29 protein-coding genes are annotated in these 17,946 nt (G+C 59.7%); 13 read left to right on the top strand and 16 right to left on the bottom strand.

The features are described from left to right. On the top strand, positions 1-264 hold a 264-nt coding region (locus ABID16_RS16895; protein WP_435532437.1), incomplete at its 5' end, for a transposase. Positions 265-460: 196 nt separating this feature from the next. Here the strand turns inward: ABID16_RS16895 and ABID16_RS16890 are convergent. Together ABID16_RS16890 and ABID16_RS16885 are read right to left on the bottom strand one after the other, a co-directional pair. Continuing rightward, on the bottom strand, positions 461-790 hold the full coding sequence (locus ABID16_RS16890) for a DUF982 domain-containing protein (RefSeq protein ID WP_354557526.1): 330 nt from the start codon (positions 788-790) through the stop codon (positions 461-463). 75 nt (positions 791-865) lie between these two features. Next, positions 866-1,192, bottom strand: coding sequence for a hypothetical protein (locus ABID16_RS16885; RefSeq protein WP_354557525.1), 327 nt, complete (start codon positions 1,190-1,192; stop codon positions 866-868). A 169-nt stretch (positions 1,193-1,361) separates the two neighbouring features. On the opposite strand from ABID16_RS16885, the gene ABID16_RS16880 reads away from it, so the two are divergent. Further along, a complete protein-coding gene (locus ABID16_RS16880; RefSeq protein ID WP_354557524.1) occupies positions 1,362-1,718 on the top strand; it encodes a hypothetical protein in 357 nt (118 codons plus the stop codon). Positions 1,719-1,821: 103 nt separating this feature from the next. Here the strand turns inward: ABID16_RS16880 and ABID16_RS16875 are convergent, their stop codons facing one another. Further along, the gene (locus ABID16_RS16875; RefSeq protein WP_354557523.1) at positions 1,822-2,322 is read right to left on the bottom strand and encodes a YciE/YciF ferroxidase family protein; all 501 of its coding nucleotides are present in this window, start codon (positions 2,320-2,322) and stop codon (positions 1,822-1,824) included. 333 nt (positions 2,323-2,655) lie between these two features. On the opposite strand from ABID16_RS16875, the gene ABID16_RS16870 reads away from it, so the two are divergent. The 5 genes from ABID16_RS16870 (at position 2,656) to ABID16_RS16850 (ending at position 4,218) form a co-directional block, all read left to right on the top strand. Next, positions 2,656-2,919 (top strand): hypothetical protein, encoded by a 264-nt coding sequence (locus tag ABID16_RS16870; RefSeq protein WP_354557522.1) that lies wholly within the window; start codon positions 2,656-2,658, stop codon positions 2,917-2,919. 69 nt (positions 2,920-2,988) lie between these two features. Continuing rightward, a complete protein-coding gene (locus ABID16_RS16865; RefSeq protein WP_354557521.1) occupies positions 2,989-3,198 on the top strand; it encodes a hypothetical protein in 210 nt (69 codons plus the stop codon). 86 nt (positions 3,199-3,284) lie between these two features. Next, positions 3,285-3,569 carry a hypothetical protein gene (locus ABID16_RS16860; protein WP_354557520.1) on the top strand — a complete coding sequence of 95 codons (285 nt, stop codon included), beginning with the start codon at positions 3,285-3,287 and terminating at the stop codon, positions 3,567-3,569. A gap of 27 nt (positions 3,570-3,596) precedes the next feature. Next, entirely contained in the window at positions 3,597-3,782 is a 186-nt protein-coding gene (locus ABID16_RS16855) for a hypothetical protein (protein WP_354557537.1), read from the top strand. Positions 3,783-3,990: 208 nt separating this feature from the next. Beyond that, a complete protein-coding gene (locus ABID16_RS16850; protein WP_354557519.1) occupies positions 3,991-4,218 on the top strand; it encodes a hypothetical protein in 228 nt (75 codons plus the stop codon). Between the two features lie 117 nt (positions 4,219-4,335). On the opposite strand, the gene ABID16_RS16845 is transcribed toward ABID16_RS16850, so the two are convergent. Together ABID16_RS16845 and ABID16_RS16840 are read right to left on the bottom strand one after the other, a co-directional pair. Further along, a complete protein-coding gene (locus ABID16_RS16845) occupies positions 4,336-4,530 on the bottom strand; it encodes a hypothetical protein (protein WP_354557518.1) in 195 nt (64 codons plus the stop codon). 160 nt (positions 4,531-4,690) lie between these two features. Continuing rightward, positions 4,691-4,870, bottom strand: coding sequence for a hypothetical protein (locus ABID16_RS16840; protein WP_354557517.1), 180 nt, complete (start codon positions 4,868-4,870; stop codon positions 4,691-4,693). Positions 4,871-5,268: 398 nt separating this feature from the next. Here ABID16_RS16840 and ABID16_RS16835 point away from each other — a divergent pair, with 398 nt between their 5' ends. The 3 genes from ABID16_RS16835 (at position 5,269) to ABID16_RS16825 (ending at position 6,385) form a co-directional block, all read left to right on the top strand. Beyond that, the gene (locus ABID16_RS16835) at positions 5,269-5,751 is read left to right on the top strand and encodes a sigma-70 family RNA polymerase sigma factor (protein WP_354557516.1); all 483 of its coding nucleotides are present in this window, start codon (positions 5,269-5,271) and stop codon (positions 5,749-5,751) included. 142 nt (positions 5,752-5,893) lie between these two features. Next, positions 5,894-6,079: a DUF3008 family protein gene (locus ABID16_RS16830; RefSeq protein WP_354557515.1), complete on the top strand. Its 186-nt coding sequence runs from the start codon at positions 5,894-5,896 to the stop codon at positions 6,077-6,079. A gap of 12 nt (positions 6,080-6,091) precedes the next feature. Continuing rightward, positions 6,092-6,385 (top strand): BON domain-containing protein, encoded by a 294-nt coding sequence (locus tag ABID16_RS16825; protein WP_354557514.1) that lies wholly within the window; start codon positions 6,092-6,094, stop codon positions 6,383-6,385. Between the two features lie 14 nt (positions 6,386-6,399). Here the strand turns inward: ABID16_RS16825 and ABID16_RS16820 are convergent, their stop codons facing one another. The 4 genes from ABID16_RS16820 to ABID16_RS16805 form a co-directional block, all read right to left on the bottom strand. Next, positions 6,400-6,663: a hypothetical protein gene (locus ABID16_RS16820; RefSeq protein ID WP_354557513.1), complete on the bottom strand. Its 264-nt coding sequence runs from the start codon at positions 6,661-6,663 to the stop codon at positions 6,400-6,402. A gap of 254 nt (positions 6,664-6,917) precedes the next feature. Beyond that, positions 6,918-7,412, bottom strand: coding sequence for a BON domain-containing protein (locus tag ABID16_RS16815; RefSeq protein ID WP_354557512.1), 495 nt, complete (start codon positions 7,410-7,412; stop codon positions 6,918-6,920). Positions 7,413-7,445: 33 nt separating this feature from the next. Continuing rightward, positions 7,446-7,637, bottom strand: a complete 192-nt coding sequence (locus tag ABID16_RS16810) for a hypothetical protein (RefSeq protein WP_354557511.1) — start codon at positions 7,635-7,637, stop codon at positions 7,446-7,448. Positions 7,638-7,677: 40 nt separating this feature from the next. Further along, positions 7,678-7,953, bottom strand: coding sequence for a hypothetical protein (locus ABID16_RS16805; protein ID WP_354557510.1), 276 nt, complete (start codon positions 7,951-7,953; stop codon positions 7,678-7,680). A gap of 121 nt (positions 7,954-8,074) precedes the next feature. Between ABID16_RS16805 and ABID16_RS16800 the strand changes: the two genes are divergently transcribed. Beyond that, positions 8,075-8,218, top strand: a complete 144-nt coding sequence (locus ABID16_RS16800) for a hypothetical protein (protein WP_354557509.1) — start codon at positions 8,075-8,077, stop codon at positions 8,216-8,218. Between the two features lie 51 nt (positions 8,219-8,269). On the opposite strand, the gene ABID16_RS16795 is transcribed toward ABID16_RS16800, so the two are convergent. The 7 genes from ABID16_RS16795 to ABID16_RS16765 form a co-directional block, all read right to left on the bottom strand. Beyond that, the gene (locus ABID16_RS16795) at positions 8,270-8,815 is read right to left on the bottom strand and encodes a flavin reductase (RefSeq protein ID WP_435532436.1); all 546 of its coding nucleotides are present in this window, start codon (positions 8,813-8,815) and stop codon (positions 8,270-8,272) included. Between the two features lie 15 nt (positions 8,816-8,830). Then, positions 8,831-10,252: an amidase gene (locus ABID16_RS16790; RefSeq protein ID WP_354557507.1), complete on the bottom strand. Its 1,422-nt coding sequence runs from the start codon at positions 10,250-10,252 to the stop codon at positions 8,831-8,833. After that, positions 10,249-10,455 carry a hypothetical protein gene (locus tag ABID16_RS16785; protein WP_354557506.1) on the bottom strand — a complete coding sequence of 69 codons (207 nt, stop codon included), beginning with the start codon at positions 10,453-10,455 and terminating at the stop codon, positions 10,249-10,251. Before ABID16_RS16785 ends, ABID16_RS16790 begins: the two co-directional genes overlap by 4 nt. After that, complete coding sequence (locus ABID16_RS16780) at positions 10,455-11,465, bottom strand: ABC transporter permease (RefSeq protein ID WP_354557505.1); 1,011 nt, start codon at positions 11,463-11,465, stop codon at positions 10,455-10,457. The genes ABID16_RS16785 and ABID16_RS16780 overlap by 1 nt, the downstream gene beginning before the upstream one ends. Continuing rightward, entirely contained in the window at positions 11,462-13,024 is a 1,563-nt protein-coding gene (locus ABID16_RS16775; protein WP_354557504.1) for a sugar ABC transporter ATP-binding protein, read from the bottom strand. The genes ABID16_RS16780 and ABID16_RS16775 overlap by 4 nt, the downstream gene beginning before the upstream one ends. A 35-nt stretch (positions 13,025-13,059) precedes the next feature. Continuing rightward, a complete protein-coding gene (locus tag ABID16_RS16770; protein WP_354557503.1) occupies positions 13,060-14,160 on the bottom strand; it encodes a sugar ABC transporter substrate-binding protein in 1,101 nt (366 codons plus the stop codon). Between the two features lie 293 nt (positions 14,161-14,453). Further along, positions 14,454-15,686, bottom strand: a complete 1,233-nt coding sequence (locus tag ABID16_RS16765; protein ID WP_354557502.1) for an MFS transporter — start codon at positions 15,684-15,686, stop codon at positions 14,454-14,456. 149 nt (positions 15,687-15,835) lie between these two features. Here ABID16_RS16765 and ABID16_RS16760 point away from each other — a divergent pair, with 149 nt between their 5' ends. Both ABID16_RS16760 and rutA read left to right on the top strand, forming a co-directional pair. Then, positions 15,836-16,633, top strand: coding sequence for a GntR family transcriptional regulator (locus ABID16_RS16760; protein WP_354557501.1), 798 nt, complete (start codon positions 15,836-15,838; stop codon positions 16,631-16,633). Between the two features lie 230 nt (positions 16,634-16,863). Further along, positions 16,864-17,946, top strand: coding sequence for a pyrimidine utilization protein A (rutA, locus tag ABID16_RS16755; RefSeq protein WP_354557500.1), 1,083 nt, complete (start codon positions 16,864-16,866; stop codon positions 17,944-17,946).

Raw genomic sequence — 17,946 nt, 5'->3', positions numbered from 1 at the left:
ACGTGGTTCTGCGACCCGCAATCGCCCTGGCAGAAAGGAAGCATAGAAAATGCAAACAAGCGGCTCAGGCGCTTTATCTGCCGCGACACCGATCCAGAGAGCTTTACGCAAGACGACCTGCGCATTCTCTGTGCTGGACTGAACGCAACCCCAAGAAAGTGCCTCGGCTTTCGAACACCTGCCGAGGTCTTCCGAGCCAATGTTATCGGACATGGCTACCGAACCGAGAAACTGTCACGCCGACCAAAGTCGCACTTGGGCTAGCGCGTCCAGGGGGCAGATTCCATTTTCAAATGCAACGAAGACGATAATGGCCATGATTTCAGGAGGATGGAACCAGACGTCGATCGGACCTATACCGTTGCAAGGAGCAGACGTTCCGCACGCCTTTTCCTCGTCAAACGAAGATCAGCCCGCGCAGGAACGCGGGCCGAGCGTCTCAAATCATGTTTCTGGATCTTCAGAGCGGCAGGGCATAACCTTTGCCGGGCGAAAGTCCGCGATCCATCGGGATACGCTTGCGCTGGCCGCCTTTTGACTGCGCGAAGATAAGAATGCCCGCTTCGAGCGCCGCCGCCATGAACGCCTCTCGGGCCTTCTCCGATTTACCCAGTTCGTGGCAGGCCAGCTTGCACTCCTGCAAAGCTGCCTGGTGATGTTTTCCCCCCGCTGTCGGCCAGTCTTCGTGCAAAAGCGCCAAGGCTTGCATCGGTCCCTCGACGACATTGACGTCATCATCGAGAAGAGCGACGCGGATCGGTGAAATCCATTTGATATCGAATGTGAGCATGTGTGCTACCTCCAGCCCTTGGAACTTCTGCCAGAGGCAAAGGTTCCTCAACGGGTTCTTTATTGATGATATTTGTCACGGATCGCGCGCCACGAGCGGCAGAATGACCTTGTGATCGAAAGAACCGCTGAGAATTGCCCGCGGTCCGTCACCTGAATATCGACCGCTTATGTCCTCGATGACGGTGTAAAGCTTTTCGTTTCGAAAGGCAGAAGCATTCGCCGTTGAAACGCCCTCGGCTGGCTTTGCCCGGTTTTCCGGAAAATCGGCTTCAGCCTCCGTCGCGACAATTCGCGCATCGCCGCTGCTCTTTGCCCGCACGACCACTTCGCCCTGACATGGCGACAACGACCAGTTGGGATCCTCGGGACCTGCGGCGGGAATTAACCTGTAGATGTGCATATTGTCCTCCGTTTCCACTTTTGCGCTTGGGCAGGAACCCTACCCCCTGCCCTCTTGTTCCCTCGCTGACTGGGCCAGAGGAACCCAAACCGCCAACCTCGCGTTCTGAATTCAGCGGGGCTATGCGCCCGCGTCCGCGCATCGCGCCCCTAACGAAGGAGGAAAAGCCATGAACATGAAGATCGCCACGACCCGTCTTGCCGACCCCGGAGACGATTGGCACGGCCCGGTTGTCGAAATCACCACCGACGATCACATCACCCTCGTCGTCAACCTGCCCCTCTCCGCGTCTGAAGAGCATAACGATCCGATCAATCGCGCGCTCAGCGCGCTTGTGGCCTTGGGGCTTGCGGCCAGTGCAGAGCACGATCACCGTACCAACAAGGGCGGAGCCGCGAGTGCCCGCAGCGCTCAGAACGCTGAAGAACTGGAAGACCAGCTTAACAAGGGTCTGGAGGACTCGTTCCCCGCGAGCGACCCGGTTGCTACGGTCGTGACCTCGACGCTCCCCAAACGAGCCGTCTGAACCTAAGACTCAAGGTTCGCTCGTAGCATGCGCCAACAAAACAAACCCGGCGGTTGCCACACCGCCGGGTTTTCAATCAACGATGCGTTCAAACGCCGGATGATCAGGCGGCCTTCTTCCGGGCAGCCTGATTGACGGCGGTTTCGGCAAGCTTCGTCAGCGCCTCATCGGTTTTCGACTCCTCGGCCAATGTCTGCTCAAGAAGCGTCACGGCGTTCTTCAGGCCCAGTTCACGTGCCCATGTAGCAAGCGTTCCGTAGCGGCTGATTTCATAATGCTCGACAGCCTGCGCGGCGGCGAGAAGGCCGGCATCGAGTGCTGGAGTTCCCTTGAATTCATCCATGATCTCCTCCGCCTCCTCGACAATGCCTTCGATGGCGGCGCAGGTCTTGCCACGGGCATTCTTGCCGATGATTTCGAAGACCTGCTGCAGCCGTTCAACCTGGCCCTCGGTCTCGTCGCGGTGTTTCAGGAAGGCATTCTTGAGCTGCTCGCTCTGCGCATTTCGGGCCATTTTCGGCAGCGCTTTCAGAATCTTGCGCTCAGCATAGTAGATGTCCCTGAGCGTTTCGTGGAAGAGGTCGTTGAGTGTCTTGTCGGCCATTGCAAAGTCTCCTTGGGTGATGTTCCGTGCCCTCGTCGAACATCGAATGAGAGCATTTGTTCCGGCCTCTCAAGCTGTTTGCGCACTCCAACGACGGCCGATCTGTTGACTTCGACGCCGTTCGGAACCCTTGCCCATCCTGCCGAGTTTAAGATGTCGAGCAGGGTGATTTCCCCAATGACCGAAAAGGCGAAACTTCAAGGGCGCGGGCATGGCAACCGACTCCGAGAGCGGGAGCGCTATTGCCCCTTCGGCACCGCGACAGCCGTAGCTGCCGCATCCTGAACGCCCCCTGCCCCATAGGACGGAGATCCTGCAGACAAGGAGGAAACCATGGCAAAAGCACATCAGACAACGGACCACGACAGGATCAAGACTTGGATCGAAGCCCGCAAGGGCCGCCCCTCCAAGGTGGCAGGGAACGGCAAAAGCGGCATTTTGCGGGTGGATTTTCGAGAAAAGGATGAGGATCTGAACGAAATCGGATGGGACGAATTCTTCCGGATTTTTGAGGAGTCTCATCTGGCCTTTCTTTTCCAGGAAGAAACTGCCAGCGGCGAAAAGAGCCGGTTCAACAAGTTCATTGAGCGCGACTAGCCAGCGAGGCTTTGTCGGGATCTTGCCACGGCATCCGGGGCAGGATTGCAGACAAGAAAGGAGACCCAGTTGTCCACCTCTCCCAAGACCGACAAGACGCGCGCGATAAAGGCTGATGCGAAAGGCCAGTTCGCTCCGACGCAGGCGGGCGGCCACAACAACGGCGTCGCGGACGCCAAGCCGCGTGTGATCAACCCCTCCGAAGACGCGACAATTCACAACCGGTCGCCGGAACCTCTGAACGAAGGCAAGAGCAAGGACGTCGGTGGGTCGAATTGAACTTGCTGGCCGCTTCCCGGCCGGAACTTTCGCAGGCACAGGGCGTTCGACAGCTAAAAGCAATATCACACAGACGAGATCGAGACATGGACGAGCGGGATTATGAGTTCGGCCGCCGGCGAGGCCCCATCGTTGCCGGCCACCCGGAGCGCGAACCGCGCTCTCGCCCGGTGGGTGGCGGCTATGGCGACAGTCGTTATGGCAACGATGTGCCGCGTTATGGCAGCCAATTCGGTTACGGCGACCGGTTCGACCAGGGGTATGCCGTCATCGTGTTCTCGGTAATCGTGCAGACACTCACGCTGCCGCGTCTCGTAAAGCAGTATGTCGGTCTGTCGTCCGGGGGAACCGATGGCGGAACATCTGGTTAGGAACTTCGGAAGCCGACATCGGAGGGAGTGGGACAGATCACGATCGAAAAGCCACAGGACGGCGCACCCGGCATGACCGAGCAGCCTCCCCGCCGGGAAGAGCCCCAGGGGAATACGCCGCGCGGTTACCTGAAAGCCAAGGGCAATCCGGAAAGTGACCGCGACGCTCTCGAGGAAAAGCTGCGCGACCCGCGGCGAAAAAACCTTGGCTGATGTGGGAAAAACGACCCAGGATACCGGCAACGAAGACGAATAGCTCCCGCCCTATTCAACATATTTGAAGGGCCCAACGCGCTCATACTCAGGAAACCTTGCTGGTTAATTCTATGGCCAAAGGTTGCCGGGGCTGAGTGAATGGACTACATTGAAGTTGTGGAAGTCAAAAATGACTTAATGAGCCTCTCACTGAAAGGAGGCGTAAATGTCCACGACTACAGCTCTGCGCTATTCCGGCTATTTTTCTCCCTCGGAACTCTCGGATATCGAAAAGGTCGTCAAGGATGTGTGCCTTGACGTTGACGATCATGACGGTTCCCATTCGAGCCAGATTGCCGGACAGGCTATCAAGATGTACCAGAACGGGGTGAATGACTTATCTGTCATGCGCAACCGTTTACGGCTGATCTCGCAGGTTAAACGCCCTCTTTGAGTTCGTCTCAGGTCTCTCATCCGGCGGCGTCAGCGCCGTCGTCCGCCCCTTTCCGGCATCACCTCTTCCCTTACGCGGAAAAGGTATGCGGGACATTGGCGATCCCGCGCATCGGTCCTATTGATAGATGCGCAATAGCCGTGCCTCTTGCTCCAGAAGATCCTCAACATCGTCAAGCGACATGTGGGTCGCGCACAGATGGATCGCGCATTCCAGAAACTGCGTCGATGAGCGCCGCAGGAATTCCTCACGCTCCTTTCGCGCCAGCCTTTCAAGCGCAGGGGTCGTCTTTCGTTCCGAGCCTTCTGGCATCCCGTATCCCCTCTCCTGTTGATGCGCGCCAAACATGCGTGCAAACATAAAACTGCTTGAGCGAGAGCTTGTTCCATCCAATCCGGCAGGATGAAACACTGGGAACATTTGAAGACGAACGCGGTTCGGACGGCGTCGACATCTTTAACCGAAATCCCGTTCAGGCAGGCACTGGTGCATGGTCTTTCCGCGCATCGATCAACGTTTGGAGTTTCAAAGCGAGGCGACGGATCTCGAACGGTATTTCTGTGGCACCGACCTCCGAGACCAGCTGATCGAAAAGCCGTTCGACCTCCAAATCGGCGGCGCGACCGGCATTCTCATCAAAATCATCGGCCATTTCAACCTCGCGGAGACGTGTTCTCGTTCGGGCACTAACTACTCTTAAAACGAACGGTTTCATGCGGCAGATCAAATCGCCGCCAAAATTTTCCGCAAAATTTTAGACATCACTAATTTTAGTGGCATTCATCCGGAACAATGGCGCTCCCCGAAACATTCTTTCCGCAGATTTGACATTGGTCGTCATGACCCAGTCCGGGAGGATAAGTGTCCATGTGTGAGTTGGAGCCCCCTTTTTCTGCGTCCACCGTACAGACTTGCCAGAGGCGCACGATGAAGCGTTCACGCCTGCTTTGCCGCCTGGTGCGCGTCATCGCCAGATGACACACAAACGCTCAAACAGTTGGCCCGGTCTTTACCTGTCACCCTCGGACGACTTCAGGCGTGGAAATCGACATGAGCCGTGAACAAGTTGTCGAGCTCATTCCTGCACTTCGTGCATTTGCTAGAATTCTGTGTCCCCAGCCGGAAAACGCGGACGATCTCGTGCAGGAAACGCTCATCAAGGCAATCGCAAATCTCAACCAGTATACCGAAGGGACACGGCTGAAGTCCTGGCTCTTCACCATCATGCGCAACACGTTCAACACGCGCTATCGCAAGCGGGAGCGCGAGGTGATCGGGCTGCCCCCAGACAGTACCAACACACTGGTGACGCAGCCCGATCAGGAGTGGTCGGCGCGCGCGAAGGAAGTGTACACGGCCCTGATGCGGCTCCCGGATCGATACCGGGAAATCCTGGTGCTGATCGTCATTCAGGGTGAGAGTTACGAGGACGCCGCGGTGATCTGCGACTGCGCGGTCGGGACGGTCAAAAGCAGGCTTAACAGGGCGCGACAACGTCTGAGAGAGGAAATGGGCGAAGCCGTAGAGGACTAAGCGGGCGGAAGCTTGCTGCTTGCAACCTGCTGGGTGGCGGCAAGAAAGGAGACGCTTCCATGAAACCTCTCGCCCCGACATGCACGGCCCTGCTGATTGCAAGCCGGGGCTCTTTTTGACACTTGCAATAGGAGCATTCGTCATGCCCGCAAAATCCAAGGCACAGCAAAAGGCCGCAGGAGCCGCCCTGTCGGCAAAGCGCGGCGACACGAAGAAAAGCGAGCTCAAGGGCGCCTCCCGCAGCATGGAGAAGTCTATGTCGGAGAAGGAACTCGAAGATCTCGCCTCCACGAAACGCAAGGGCAAGCCCGAGCACAAATCCGATTGAGGAGCCGACGCCATGGTCCACAAGCCCAGACGAAATCATGACACGCTGGCGGAGGTTGAAGTTCTGCATCCCGTGGAAGCGGGCCTTGAAACCCTCGTCGCCAGTCTTCTCGCAACGAGCGGCTCGGTCGATGCCTCCGGCGTGACCGTCACGGCGCTGGGGCGGCGAATTCGCCTCGCCGGCTACGTCCACAGTATCGAGGAGATCGAGCGCTGCACGGAAATCGCGCTGTCGCTCAATGGCGTCGAGGCGGTCGACAATGACATCGGCCTGCAGCGCGGCGAAGAAACGTCGGATCCGGTCTGATCCGGTGCCTCTTTTCACGGCTGCTGCTGGGAGGTGGCAGCCGGTTTGTTCTGACTGTTCAACGGGTGCTCCGGATAGGAGCCAGTGAAAACATACAGATAAAGCAGGGTCAGAATGCCAAAGGCGAGGCAGAACGAGACCCCCAGAACAATCAGCATGCGCAGAGAGTTTCGACCCTGCCGCGCCTCTTCGGATGGAATTTCCTTCAACATCCCGGCACCTTTTCTTTCCGTTTCAACAAGGCCGGAACCGATTTGGCGAAGGGTTGTTCCGGTCAATGAGGAATGAAAATCCAAACGAGAATGATGAGTGCAATCAAGACCAGCAGCCCGGCAAACCCGGTCTGGTTCCTGGACAGTCGGCGCCTCGATTGCTCCGGTAGAGGATGAGGACGCGGCTTGCCATTTTCCGGGGCCTCGGGCGAGTTCATGGCATTGGGCATGGGCAAGACTTTCTATGACCCGACAGCGAAATGGCGTGTTCTCTCAGTGAGACAAGAGAACACGCAGGTCGGAAGATAATGGGCTCCGGCTCAGATGTCGGAGTCGCTAGGAATGTGGCTGTCGAGGCCGATCAGGACCAATTCGTTCACACAGCCGCGTATTCCCGGAACAGCGAGTGTAAGCGTCTTTGCAAGCGCGCGATCATGGGCGCTCTCGACCTCACCGGTCAGTGTCGCTACACCATCATGGACGGTCACGGTGATCAGTTCGATCGCGAAGTTTTCCTTTTCCGCCAGGATGTCGGTGATGCGCTCTTCAAGAACATCGTCCTCAATCGAATCCTCCTCGCCCGCAGACGAAAGGGAGGGACCGCCATCACTGACAATTTCCGGACGGTGCGCGATTTCCACGCCGACGCGGCCGGACTCGTCGAAATTGGAGCCGGTTCCGCCGTAAGGCGCGTTGCGATCCGCCGGCAGACCATCCTCATCGGCATAGGGCCAGCCGTCGCCGATATTGCGCTTGTCGTAGTCGCGATAATCCTCTTCGCGTGCCGTTTCAGGCGGTGTGGTGCGCTCGGCCATGGGTCGCTCCTTTTGCTGAAAGATGTCGTGAAATTAAGGTTGGCCCTGCGACAGATCACGTCCGTTGATCGAGGCCGGAACGCGGATTTCCGCGCGGCGCGATTTCGGCAAAGGCGGAAGGTTGAAGGGTGGCACCGCCTCTTCCATCGCCTCGGCAAGGGGCACCTGCCGAGCTTCTTCTTCGGTCTCCGGGCGATACTCTTTCGGGTCGCGGTTCTGGGTCATGTGATAACAACCTTCGCGACCGATTTAGGTTCCCGCGCTTTCAAGATTTCCTGGACTTCGCCTCCATGCGTGCGCGTGCCGCATCGAATATGGCGCGCACCTCGGAGGCGAACTCCGCCTGCTCAGCAAAGCCGTCTGTGGGGATCACGCCCGGATCCTCCTCCTGATCGTAGATGGAAAGATCCTCGCCCGGCCCGCCCTGCGCGCCAGCGGGCACGCGCCCACGCTCTTCCAGCAGCAGCGATGTCAATTCGATGAGGAGTTCGCGATGTGCATTCAAGCGCCCGCGGAGCTTGGTGATTTCGGCGTTTTCCATGATGCCCTCCCTGGCTTTCGTTCAGCTTTTGAACGGCCGGCACCTGCCAAAGTTCCGCCGCCTCTCGCACCGGAACCTTTGGTGTGGCAGCCGGTTCGGCCAGCATATCAGGGAGAGAGAGATGAACAACAACCGCATCGTCTGGGGTGTCATCCTTGTCATCCTCATTGTCGCAGCGCTTGCCTATTTCGGCACGGTGGCAAACCTCAACCGTGCCGTAAAGGCGGGACCGAACACGCAGAAGACCGGGCAGGGAACGCAGTGATCACGGAGGAACCAGCGGGCGGCCGTGGCGACCGCGGCCAGCGCTGGCAGTTCAGACCGCCGCAGCCATTCCCACCCGATGATAGCCGCGCTTGAAATAGATCAGCGCCTCCGCCTCATCGCCATTAGAGACCTGCAGCACCGAGCAGAAAAGCACGCGATGGGTGCCCACATCCATGCTTTCCGTCACCACGCAATCGAAGGAAACCACCGCGTCATCAAGCACCGGCGCACCCGAAGCGCCGCGGTGCCAGCTGGCCGCCGCGAAGCGCTCCTCGACTGGCGTCTTGCCGCCGAAGAGGTTCGACAGGCGATCATGCCCGCTGGAGAGCACGTTCACGCAGAGCGTGCGGTTCTCCATGACGGCGTTAAATACGGAGGCAGAGCGGTTGAGGCAAACGAGCAGCGTCGGCGGCGTATCGGTGACGCTGCAGACGGCCGTCGCCGCAAAGCCGACCTTGCCGGCCGGACCATCAGAAGTCACGATGTTGACGGCCGCTCCCATTTTGGACATGGCCTCACGAAAGGTCTGCGGCGAGACGGAATCCGCAACGACTTCGTCATGGGCGAAAGACGGATTGAGGGTCATCAGAGACATCCTTTCAAGGTGCGCTCATGCCGACTGCGCCAGCGGCGCGCTCTGCGGCATGAAGGGTTTGAGGGAAAGTTCGCGTTCGAGGCGGCGGGCGACCGAGGCGATCTGAGCCTCGCGCCAGGGCCGGCCGATGATCTGGACCGCCACCGGCAGCCCTTCGGACGAAACGGCAACTGGCAGCGTGACCACCGGCAGACCGAGATAGGAGAATGGCCGCGTGAATGTCGTCATGGCGCTGACCACGCGGTTCATCTCCGGGCTCGTGCCGATATCGACGTCGGCCGAGCGCGGCGGCAGGAAAGGCATCACCGGCGCGATCAGCACGTCAGCCTCGGCAAAGGCGGTCTCGAGAAACTCGGCGAGCATGAGGCTGCGCATCTGCAGCGCCCGGATATAGATCGGCGCGGGCATGGCAAGAGATTGCGAAAGGCGCATGCGGATCTGTGGACCGTAGTCCTTGGGGCGATCGCGCATCCAGTCGAAATGCACGGTCCCGGCTTCAGCCATGGCCACGACATTGGCGAGTTCCGCCACAGTCGATAGGTCGGACGGCTTTGCCTGGCCGACGGACGCGACATGCGGAGCAAGCGCCGACATGGCGGTGGAAACGCCTTCCGCCACGACTGCTGCGAGGTCCTTCTCGAAGACACCGCCGAGCACGCCCACGCGAATGGAGGAAAGATTATCAAGAAGGTCACCAGGTGGAGATATGCGTTCGCAAGTCGGATCAAGGGGATCCTCCCCACTGATGATTTGCAGGATCGTGTAGGCGTCCTCGACATTTGCGGCAAGCGGCCCCACGCAATCCTGCGAGAAGGAAAGCGGCATGGCGCCGTGCCGGCTGACGCGCCCCTGCGTCGGCTTGATCCCGACAACGCCGCAGCAGGCGGCCGGCAGACGGATGGAGCCGCCGGTGTCTGAACCGAGTGCCGCCAGCACCACGCCTGCACCCACGGCAGCGCCCGAACCGCTGGAGGAACCGCCCGTGATGCGCTCCGGATCGATCGGGTTCCGCGCCCGGCCATAATGGGCATTGTGACCCGTCGGCCCCATGGCGAATTCGCTCATGTTGAGCCGGCCAATTGAGATCGCGCCGGCTACTTCCAGGCGCTGCATAACGGTGGAGGTTGAAGCCGCAACATGATCCGCACGGATCCTGGAGCCGCAACCCGTCACCATCCCTTTGCGGTCATACATGTCCTTGTGCGCCAACGGCACTCCGTGAAGGAGCCCGAGCGGCTTTCCCTCTGCCATCCAGCGGTCGGCCGCCTCGGCAGCGGCAAGGGCCGCATCCTCCTCAATCGCGATGAAGGCATTGATGCGCGGCTGTGAGGCCCTGGCGCGGGCGATGGCGGCTTGGGTGAGTTCCACCGAGGTCGCCGCACCGCTGCGGATCAGGGTGGCAGCCTCTACGAGGGTTTGTGGCTGGAGCTCGCTCATGCGTCGGCCTCCTTCGACATCAGTGCGTAATAGGTCGCGGGCTCGATGGAGAAGAACACATTCCCCTCGCCAGCGCGCGGCGGGGCAATCGCGGCACTATCCCGCTGCATCTCGCCCGCCATGGCGACCATCTCAGCCTCGTTGGCCGGGCGCGCCCAATAGAGGAGCGCCAGCGTATCGGCAATTTCCTTGAGCTCGACCATCAACTGAAATCCTGCGGCTGGCGATTGCGCACGAGCTGGCTCAGCGACACGGCGATCACCAGCGCGCCGCCGTAGAACAAGTTCTGCACATAAGCATGCGCGCCCATCATGGTGAGCCCTGTAATACCGGTCACGAGGAAGTAGACGCTGATGACGGCGCCGAAAGCGTTGAAGCGGCCCGGCGCAATGGTCGTGGCACCCAGGAAGGCGGCAGCAAAGGCGGGCAGCAGCAGGTTAAGACCCGAGAGCGGATCGGCCGAACCCGTCATGCCGGAATAGAGAATGCCGGCAAAGGCGGAGATGAGGCCGGAGAGGATGAACGAGGTCGCCCGCACCCGTTCGACCGGGATCCCGTTCAGCCGCGACACCTCGCGCCCGCGCCCGACAAAAAGCAGCTTGCGGCCGGGGATCGTGAACTCGAAGGCGTACCAGATCAATGCCGCGAGGATCAGCGCATAGTAGAAGGCGAGCGGAATGCCCCAGAGCCGGCCCATGATGACCCAGGACACCAGTTCCATCGAGACGCCGGAAATCGTCTGCGAACCGCTCATCCAGAGAATGACGCCGTTGACGAAGGTGCCGACGCCAAGCGTGACGATCAGCGAGTGGATGCGGAAATAGAGGACGAAGAAGGCGTTGATCGCCCCGATCAGCGCGCCGACGGCGAGCGACATGACGAGAACCGGCAAGATCGGCCAGCCCATCTGCGCATTGAAGACGCCAATGACCATGGAACTCATGGTCAGGATCGACGCGCCAGAGAGATCGAAATCGCCGGAGGTGAGCGGAATGATGATGCCGAGTGTGAGCACGACCAGCACGGCCTGCGAGCCGAACATGGTGGAGAAATTGCGCCAGCTCAGGAAACTGTCCGGCATGAGAATGCCGAAGAGGATGATGAGGAAAAGCCAGGCCGCCACCAGCGCGAAGCGTTCCACCTCGGTCTTGAGTGTGAAGCGCGACCTCAGCGCTGAAACGGGCTTTTGAACGGGCATGTCGATCGTCGTCATTCTGCGGCCTCCGCATCGGTGCTGTAGAAGCAGGCTTCGGTGATTGCCTTGCGGCTGATTTCGTGTCCCTTGAGCTCGACCACCGGCACCCCGCGCGAGAAGACGAGGATGCGGTCGCAAATCTGCTCAAGCTGTTCATTGTCGGTAGAAGCGCAGAGGATCGAGGTTCCGGCTCTCGCCGCCCCGTCCAGCGCCTTGAAAATCTGCTGGCGCGCGCCGAAATCCACCCCTTGCGTCGGCTCGTCCAGAAGCAGCAGCTTCGGCTGGATGCGCAGCCATTTGGCGAGCAGAACCTTCTGCTGGTTGCCGCCTGACAGAGACCCAAGGGCCAGTGCCGGATTATGCGGGCGCACGTCATGCATGGTGGAAAGCCGCCCAGCTTCCTTGACCATCGCGCCGCGATCGAGCCCGGCGAGATGCGAAAGTTCATCGAGAATGGGCAGCGTGATGTTGTCGGTGACCGCAAGCGACCCTATGCCCGCCGCGCCCAGCCGGTCACCGGGCAGAAGCGCCACGCCCATGCGCTGCGCCATCAGCGGCGTGATCGTCGCCAGATCGATTTTCCGGTCGGCCACGGTCAGCGTACCGGCGCCGCGTCGCGCGCCATAAAGCGTATAGGGGACGGTGGCAAAGCCGGAGCCGATGAGGCCAGTGACGCCGAGGATTTCGCCTTCCTGCATGGACAGGCTGAAGGGCGGTGTCTTGCCGTCTGTGAGATTGTCCACGCGGATTGCGACGGGTGCAGCACCCGCAGCCATGCGCTGCTTGGCAAAGGCATCAATGCGCGAACCGACAATGGTATCGAGAATGGCCTGCCGGCTCGAGGCTTTGGTATCGAGTACTTCGACCAGCTGCCCGTCGCGGAGCACGGCGACACGGTCGGTAATGTCGCGGACCTCGTCGATATCATGCGTCACGATGATGACGGATGCACCGGTCTTGACGATGGAGCGGACTAGATCGAACAGCCGCTTCACATCCTCCCCCGGAAGGAAGGGCGTGGGCTCATCGAGAACCAGTATCCCCTCCCCGCCATAGCCGGCGTCTGAAGCACGCAGGTCCTCGAAGGCTCGGATAATGGCGACGAAGGCGCGCTCGACCGGCGGCAGGCTCGCCACCGTCGCCAGGGGATCTATATCGAGATTGAATTCGGCAAAGAGCGCCGAAAGCCGCTCCGCCTCCTTGCGCCAGGAAACGAACCAGGGGTTCTTCTGGCCGAGCGACGTCACGCGCATGTTTTCGGCCACCGTCAGCGACGGCACGAGGCCGAGATGCTGGTGGACGAAGGCGACGCCGCGCTTCTTGATCAGCATCGGGTCGAGCGGAAGGGCCATTTTCTCGCCCCACAGCACGACCTCGCTGCCCTCTTCCGGCTGGTGGAAACCAGCCAGAACCTTGATGAGGGTGGATTTACCCGAGCCATTCTGCCCGAGCAAGCCGAAGACCTCGCCACGCCGGACCGCAACACTGACACCCTTGAGCGCATAATTGCTTCCGAACTTCATCTTGATGTCGTTCATCACAAGGACTGCGTTGTCGGTGATGGCAGTGTCTGTCATGGCGCGGCTCCGTTTTGGCTTCGACGTTGCTCAGCTCACTTCAGCTTCCACAGCTTGCGGAAGCCTTCGAGATGGGCGTCGCCATAGCCGTCGTTGAAGTTGGCCGGAACGCCCGCCGTCTTCACATTGTCCTTGTCGAAGATGAGCAGCGGCACGTTCAGCTTGGCAACTTCCGGCTTGCCGCAGATCATGCGCATGATGTTGTCGATCGCCGCATAGCCGGCCCAGCCGAGGCTTTCGCCGATATCCATGTTGACCTGGCCCTCGCGCAGCATGTCGAGAACGAAAGGCGTGCCGTTAAAGCCGGCAACGCCGACCGAGCCGAGAGCGCCGGTGATGCGCAGCGCCGGCACCACGAATTGAGACATCGAGTCATAGATCGGGATGATGTAGTTGATGCCCGGATCGGCCAGCAGCGCCGACTGCGTGCCGGGCTGGATCTTCGTCGCCCAGTCAGAGACCGGCACGTCGAGATGCTTCTGCTTGCATTCCGGGCAGAGCGCCTTCAGCTCGTCCTGGATCGCCTTGACAAACGGGACCGACGGCAGGACGTCGGAAGAGCCGACAATCAAAACATTCGGTTTGCCGCCCGTCTGCACGAAGGCCCAGGCCGCAAGCACCTTGCCGGCTTCGGTGAAATCGACGCGCGAGGAATAGTCGACCGTCGGAGCGGACTTCTGCGTGACGTCATAAAGATGTGTCGTCGTGATCTTGAGGCCGGCGCTGCGCGCCTCCGTCAGTTGCGGGCCGAGCCATTCAGGATTGAGACCACCCGCGAGGTCCAGCACGTCATATTTCTGGCTGATCGCCTGCGAGACGCCCTGGATCCACTGGTCCGTCTTCAGCTGGTTGTCCCAGGTCGTGTAGGTGAAGCCCACTTCCTTGGCAGCGGTCGACATTGCCTTCTGAAGCTCGACGTTGAACGGGATCGTCATTGAGATCGGGATCGAGAGCACCTTCTTGCCGGCCATGCAGGACTTTGCGTCAAACGCTTCGCCCGGCGGATCGAAGACGGGCATCTTCTTATGCTGTTCAAGGATCGCCTTGGCGTCGGCCATGGCATCCGCATGCGCGCCGGACGGCACTGCAGCAATGGCGGACGCGGCAACGAAAGCGCTGAGTAGAAGCACACGCATATCTGACATTCCCCTGTTGGATGCCCCGCATTTCCGGGGTCGTGATCGCATCTCCGTCGCAACGGGACGGCTTTAATGTACGTACATATTCAAGCATCCGTCAACGGTTTTGCAAGATTTTTTTGCAGTGCAAAATAATGAGGCAAATGCCGGTCAATCGGCAAATAAATGCAATTTTCTTATTCATTTTCAGCGATTTTTGTTGCCAGTCCGCAACGCAAGCAGACACGAAAACGAGGCCGCAGTGACACCGCAGCCCCATTTAACCAGTCAATATGTCAGTACTTTATTGATCAGACACGTGCTGCGCGGTGTGAGCGCCACGCTGTGATCATTCCGAAGAATCCCAGCAGCGAGAAAACAAGAAAACTCGTGCCATAGTGTCCGGTCACCATATAGAGACTCGCAAAGCTGGACGGCCCGACGATGACGCCGATGAAGGTGTAGACAAGCACGCCGCCCGTAATTGCCCCGATGCGCCCCTCCGGAGCGTTGTGCGCGACTTCGGCCAGCAACACACCGTTCCAGCCGATCGTGGTCATGCCAAGCACGATCAGGACAACCACCTGGAGGTATGCCGGCATATCCACGACGAAGAACAGAGATGCAAAGCCAAGCCCAATCAACAGACCGAGCAGCGCCAGCGTCTTGAATCCACCGCCCACCCTGTCGGCCACCACACCCCAGAAGATACGCCCGAAGGCCCCGAAAAACTGCATCACCGCAGCAACCGAACCGGCGGCCAGCAGCGACCAGCCGCCATCATGAACCAGCGTCACGACGGCAAAGGCGGACAGCGACAACTGCGTCGCCGAATAGGCAAAGCCGAGAAAGCTCAGCGTTCTCAACTTGGCGTTCTTCCAGATAATGCCCTGTTCGTCGCGAAAACCCTTCATCATCGAGCCCATGGGCACACTGCGATCGATCGGCTCTGTGACATGCGTAGCGGCCAGCAGCACCATGGTGGCCAACGGTGCAGCCGCCCCGATCAGCAGCGCATATTGCCAATCCATCTGCCGCGAGAGAAACGGAAAGGCGAAGCTTGCCAGAATGCCACCCAGCGGCACGCCCGACTGCTTGATCGAAAAGACGATGTTGCGCTTGCCATGCGGGGTGATGCGCCCGAGCATTTCCGAGGAGGCCGGGTTGTTCAGCCCATAGCCGATGCCGATGAGAAGCGATGCCACGATGATCGGCAGGACGTGTGCCATGGCGATCCCCACGAAACCAAGCAGGAAGCAGACCAGCGCCAGTTGCTCGACACGGACAGGACCAAAGCGCTTGACCAGCGTGCCCGCGACAGCCGAGGAAAACATGCCCGAGGCGTAAATCAGACTGATCTGATAACCGATGAGATACGCGCCGATCCCGAGGTCGGTAGCCACGGTGGGCGCAATCGCCGTCAGCGCCAATACGCTGGCAGTTGCCACGATCTGGATCAGCGTGGCGGCACCCAGTGTGACCATCAGCGAATGGGACTTGCGCGCGTCCGAACCCGAGGCATCTTCGACGGTGATGTCTGACATGAAAGGCAACTGTCCTGCGATTTTCGTATATGTACGTACTAATTGATTTCGAAATCAAGCGCAAGGACGCGGCGCGAAATTGCATCCACGCCGAAATATGTTTGCTTTTACGAGAAAAAACATATTGATGGGCCGGGAGGCCTGAACATATGAGCAATGCGATTTCTGAGGAAATGACCGGCAGCACGCAGGAAATCAAAAACGGCTGGAAGCCGGAGATAGCGACAGCACCGCTCTATATGCAGGTGGCTCACCACCTGGAAGCCCGTATTTCCAACGGGGATTTTGCCGTAGGCTCCCTCTTGCCCACCGAGAACGAACTGGCCGAAGCGCTTGGTGTCAGCCGCCAGACTGTGCGCCAGGCAATCGGTTTGCTGCGCAACAAGGGCCGGCTTTCGGCACGAAAAGGTGTTGGCACGCGTGTGGAGGCGATCGAAGCCACCAGCGGCAGCACGCGCTTCATTGCCCATTCGCGTTCCGAGTTGTTCGAGATCGCAGCCGAGACGGAATTCGTCATCGGCTTTCGCGAAATGGTCTCTGCCCAGGGCAAGCTCGCCGTCGATCTCGGCTGCCGGCCGGGCCGGAAATTCCTGCACATTACCGGCGTACGTTATCCCGCGAACCGTGGAAAGGCCTTTTCTTGGAACGAGGTCTATATCGACTCCCGCGTGGCCGCGGCCGTCAAGGATATCACGGTCGCCCGGCGCGCCATCTTCCATTACATTGAGGAATTCACCGGCGAGAAGATCCACGAGATCCAGCAGGATGTCCGCCCCATTGCCATGGACGAAGACATTGCCGAGAAGGTCGGGGGCAAGGGCGGCGACCTCGCCCTGATCGTCAACCGCCGCTATTACGGCTCGGGCCGTCGGCTGCTGGAATACGCCTTCCAGATTCTCCCCGCAGACCGCTTCACCTATACGACGACGCTGCGCGCAGAGACCTAAATCCCGTCCCCTGCCACCGCTCGACGCGATCCCGCACTGCACAATCCTGCTGCAGAGCGCGCTTCGGCGCGCCCAATTCCACATCATCCCGGCCTGAAACCACAAAGAATTGCACCTATTTTATGCACGCCTAATTGTGCGGCATTTTTGGCTGGACAGCCTCCGAATTTTTTGCATTAGTTCGTACATACTGCATTCCTTCCCAAGCATCCCGACCATAGGAGCACATCATGGACATTGGCGTTTTCATTCCGATCGGCAACAATGGCTGGCTGATTTCCGAGGCCGCACCGCAATACATGCCGAGCTTCGAACTCAACAAGCAGATCGTTCAGAAGGCCGAAATATACGGTCTCGAATTCGCGCTTTCGATGATCAAGCTGCGCGGTTTCGGCGGCAAGACCGAGTTTTGGGACTACAACCTCGAATCCTTCACGCTGATGGCGAGCCTCGCTGCCGTCACCGAACGGATCAAGCTCTTCGCGTCGACCGCCGTGCTAACCCTGCCGCCGGCGATCGTTGCCCGGATGGCGACGACCATCGATAATGTCGCCCCCGGCCGTTTCGGCGTCAACATCGTTTCCGGCTGGCAGATGGCGGAATACGACCAGATGGGCATCTGGCCCGGCAACGACTATTTCGGCTATCGCTACGATTACTCGTCCGAATACGTGCACGTCATGAAGGAACTCTGGTCGAAGGGCGAATGCACCTTCGACGGCAAGCATTTCCACATGAACGATTGCAAGATGATGCCGATGCCGGCCAACAAGATCGAGATCGTGGCCGCCGGCCAGAGCCCGCGCGGCATGGAATTTGCGGCCGAATATGCCGACTACAACTTCGTCATGGGCGCGGGCATCAACACGCCGACGGCGCATAAGGAAGGCAATGTCCGCCTCGTTGAGGCCTCCGCCAAGACCGGCCGCGACGTCGGCGCCTATGTGCTCTTCATGGTCATTGCCGACGAGACGGATGAACTCGCCAAGGCCAAGTGGGAGAAGTATCGAGCCGGCGCGGACGTCGACGCGCTCGCCTGGATGGCCGATCAGGGCAGCAAGGATGCCTCTGCCGACAGCTCCTCGACCGCCAAGCACATCAACCTGCCGGAAGGTGCGGTCAACTTCAACATGGGTACGATCGTCGGGTCCTATGCCTCCGTCGCCCGCATGCTGGACGAGGCCGCCAGCGTCCCCGGTACCAAGGGTATCATGCTGACTTTCGATGACTTCCTGATCGGGCTCGACCAGTTCGGCCAGCGCATCCAGCCTCTCATGGCCTCGCGCAACGTCACCAGCATTGCTGCGGAGTGA

Source organism: Limnomicrobium aquaticum, from assembly GCF_040545545.1.
GTDB classification, from domain to species: Bacteria; Pseudomonadota; Alphaproteobacteria; order Rhizobiales; family Rhizobiaceae; genus Ensifer_A; species Ensifer_A aquaticum.
The sequence above is the reverse complement of the archived record's forward strand: the minus strand, read 5'-3'. Positions and strand labels throughout refer to the sequence as shown.

Coding starts and splice junctions, on each gene's coding strand:
- ABID16_RS16875 (WP_354557523.1), bottom strand. CDS start 2,322: ATGGCCGACAAGACACTCAACGACCTCTTCCACGAAACGCTCAGGGAC.
- ABID16_RS16885 (WP_354557525.1), bottom strand. CDS start 1,192: ATGCACATCTACAGGTTAATTCCCGCCGCAGGTCCCGAGGATCCCAAC.
- ABID16_RS16880 (WP_354557524.1), top strand. CDS start 1,362: ATGAACATGAAGATCGCCACGACCCGTCTTGCCGACCCCGGAGACGAT.
- ABID16_RS16775 (WP_354557504.1), bottom strand. CDS start 13,024: ATGACAGACACTGCCATCACCGACAACGCAGTCCTTGTGATGAACGAC.
- ABID16_RS16790 (WP_354557507.1), bottom strand. CDS start 10,252: ATGAGCGAGCTCCAGCCACAAACCCTCGTAGAGGCTGCCACCCTGATC.
- ABID16_RS16840 (WP_354557517.1), bottom strand. CDS start 4,870: ATGGCCGATGATTTTGATGAGAATGCCGGTCGCGCCGCCGATTTGGAG.
- ABID16_RS16830 (WP_354557515.1), top strand. CDS start 5,894: ATGCCCGCAAAATCCAAGGCACAGCAAAAGGCCGCAGGAGCCGCCCTG.
- ABID16_RS16785 (WP_354557506.1), bottom strand. CDS start 10,455: ATGGTCGAGCTCAAGGAAATTGCCGATACGCTGGCGCTCCTCTATTGG.
- ABID16_RS16795 (WP_435532436.1), bottom strand. CDS start 8,815: ATGTCTCTGATGACCCTCAATCCGTCTTTCGCCCATGACGAAGTCGTT.
- ABID16_RS16800 (WP_354557509.1), top strand. CDS start 8,075: ATGAACAACAACCGCATCGTCTGGGGTGTCATCCTTGTCATCCTCATT.
- ABID16_RS16850 (WP_354557519.1), top strand. CDS start 3,991: ATGTCCACGACTACAGCTCTGCGCTATTCCGGCTATTTTTCTCCCTCG.
- ABID16_RS16890 (WP_354557526.1), bottom strand. CDS start 790: ATGCTCACATTCGATATCAAATGGATTTCACCGATCCGCGTCGCTCTT.
- ABID16_RS16845 (WP_354557518.1), bottom strand. CDS start 4,530: ATGCCAGAAGGCTCGGAACGAAAGACGACCCCTGCGCTTGAAAGGCTG.
- rutA (WP_354557500.1), top strand. CDS start 16,864: ATGGACATTGGCGTTTTCATTCCGATCGGCAACAATGGCTGGCTGATT.
- ABID16_RS16780 (WP_354557505.1), bottom strand. CDS start 11,465: ATGACGACGATCGACATGCCCGTTCAAAAGCCCGTTTCAGCGCTGAGG.
- ABID16_RS16810 (WP_354557511.1), bottom strand. CDS start 7,637: ATGACCCAGAACCGCGACCCGAAAGAGTATCGCCCGGAGACCGAAGAA.
- ABID16_RS16860 (WP_354557520.1), top strand. CDS start 3,285: ATGGACGAGCGGGATTATGAGTTCGGCCGCCGGCGAGGCCCCATCGTT.
- ABID16_RS16835 (WP_354557516.1), top strand. CDS start 5,269: ATGAGCCGTGAACAAGTTGTCGAGCTCATTCCTGCACTTCGTGCATTT.
- ABID16_RS16870 (WP_354557522.1), top strand. CDS start 2,656: ATGGCAAAAGCACATCAGACAACGGACCACGACAGGATCAAGACTTGG.
- ABID16_RS16770 (WP_354557503.1), bottom strand. CDS start 14,160: ATGCGTGTGCTTCTACTCAGCGCTTTCGTTGCCGCGTCCGCCATTGCT.
- ABID16_RS16760 (WP_354557501.1), top strand. CDS start 15,836: ATGAGCAATGCGATTTCTGAGGAAATGACCGGCAGCACGCAGGAAATC.
- ABID16_RS16765 (WP_354557502.1), bottom strand. CDS start 15,686: ATGTCAGACATCACCGTCGAAGATGCCTCGGGTTCGGACGCGCGCAAG.
- ABID16_RS16805 (WP_354557510.1), bottom strand. CDS start 7,953: ATGGAAAACGCCGAAATCACCAAGCTCCGCGGGCGCTTGAATGCACAT.
- ABID16_RS16825 (WP_354557514.1), top strand. CDS start 6,092: ATGGTCCACAAGCCCAGACGAAATCATGACACGCTGGCGGAGGTTGAA.
- ABID16_RS16815 (WP_354557512.1), bottom strand. CDS start 7,412: ATGGCCGAGCGCACCACACCGCCTGAAACGGCACGCGAAGAGGATTAT.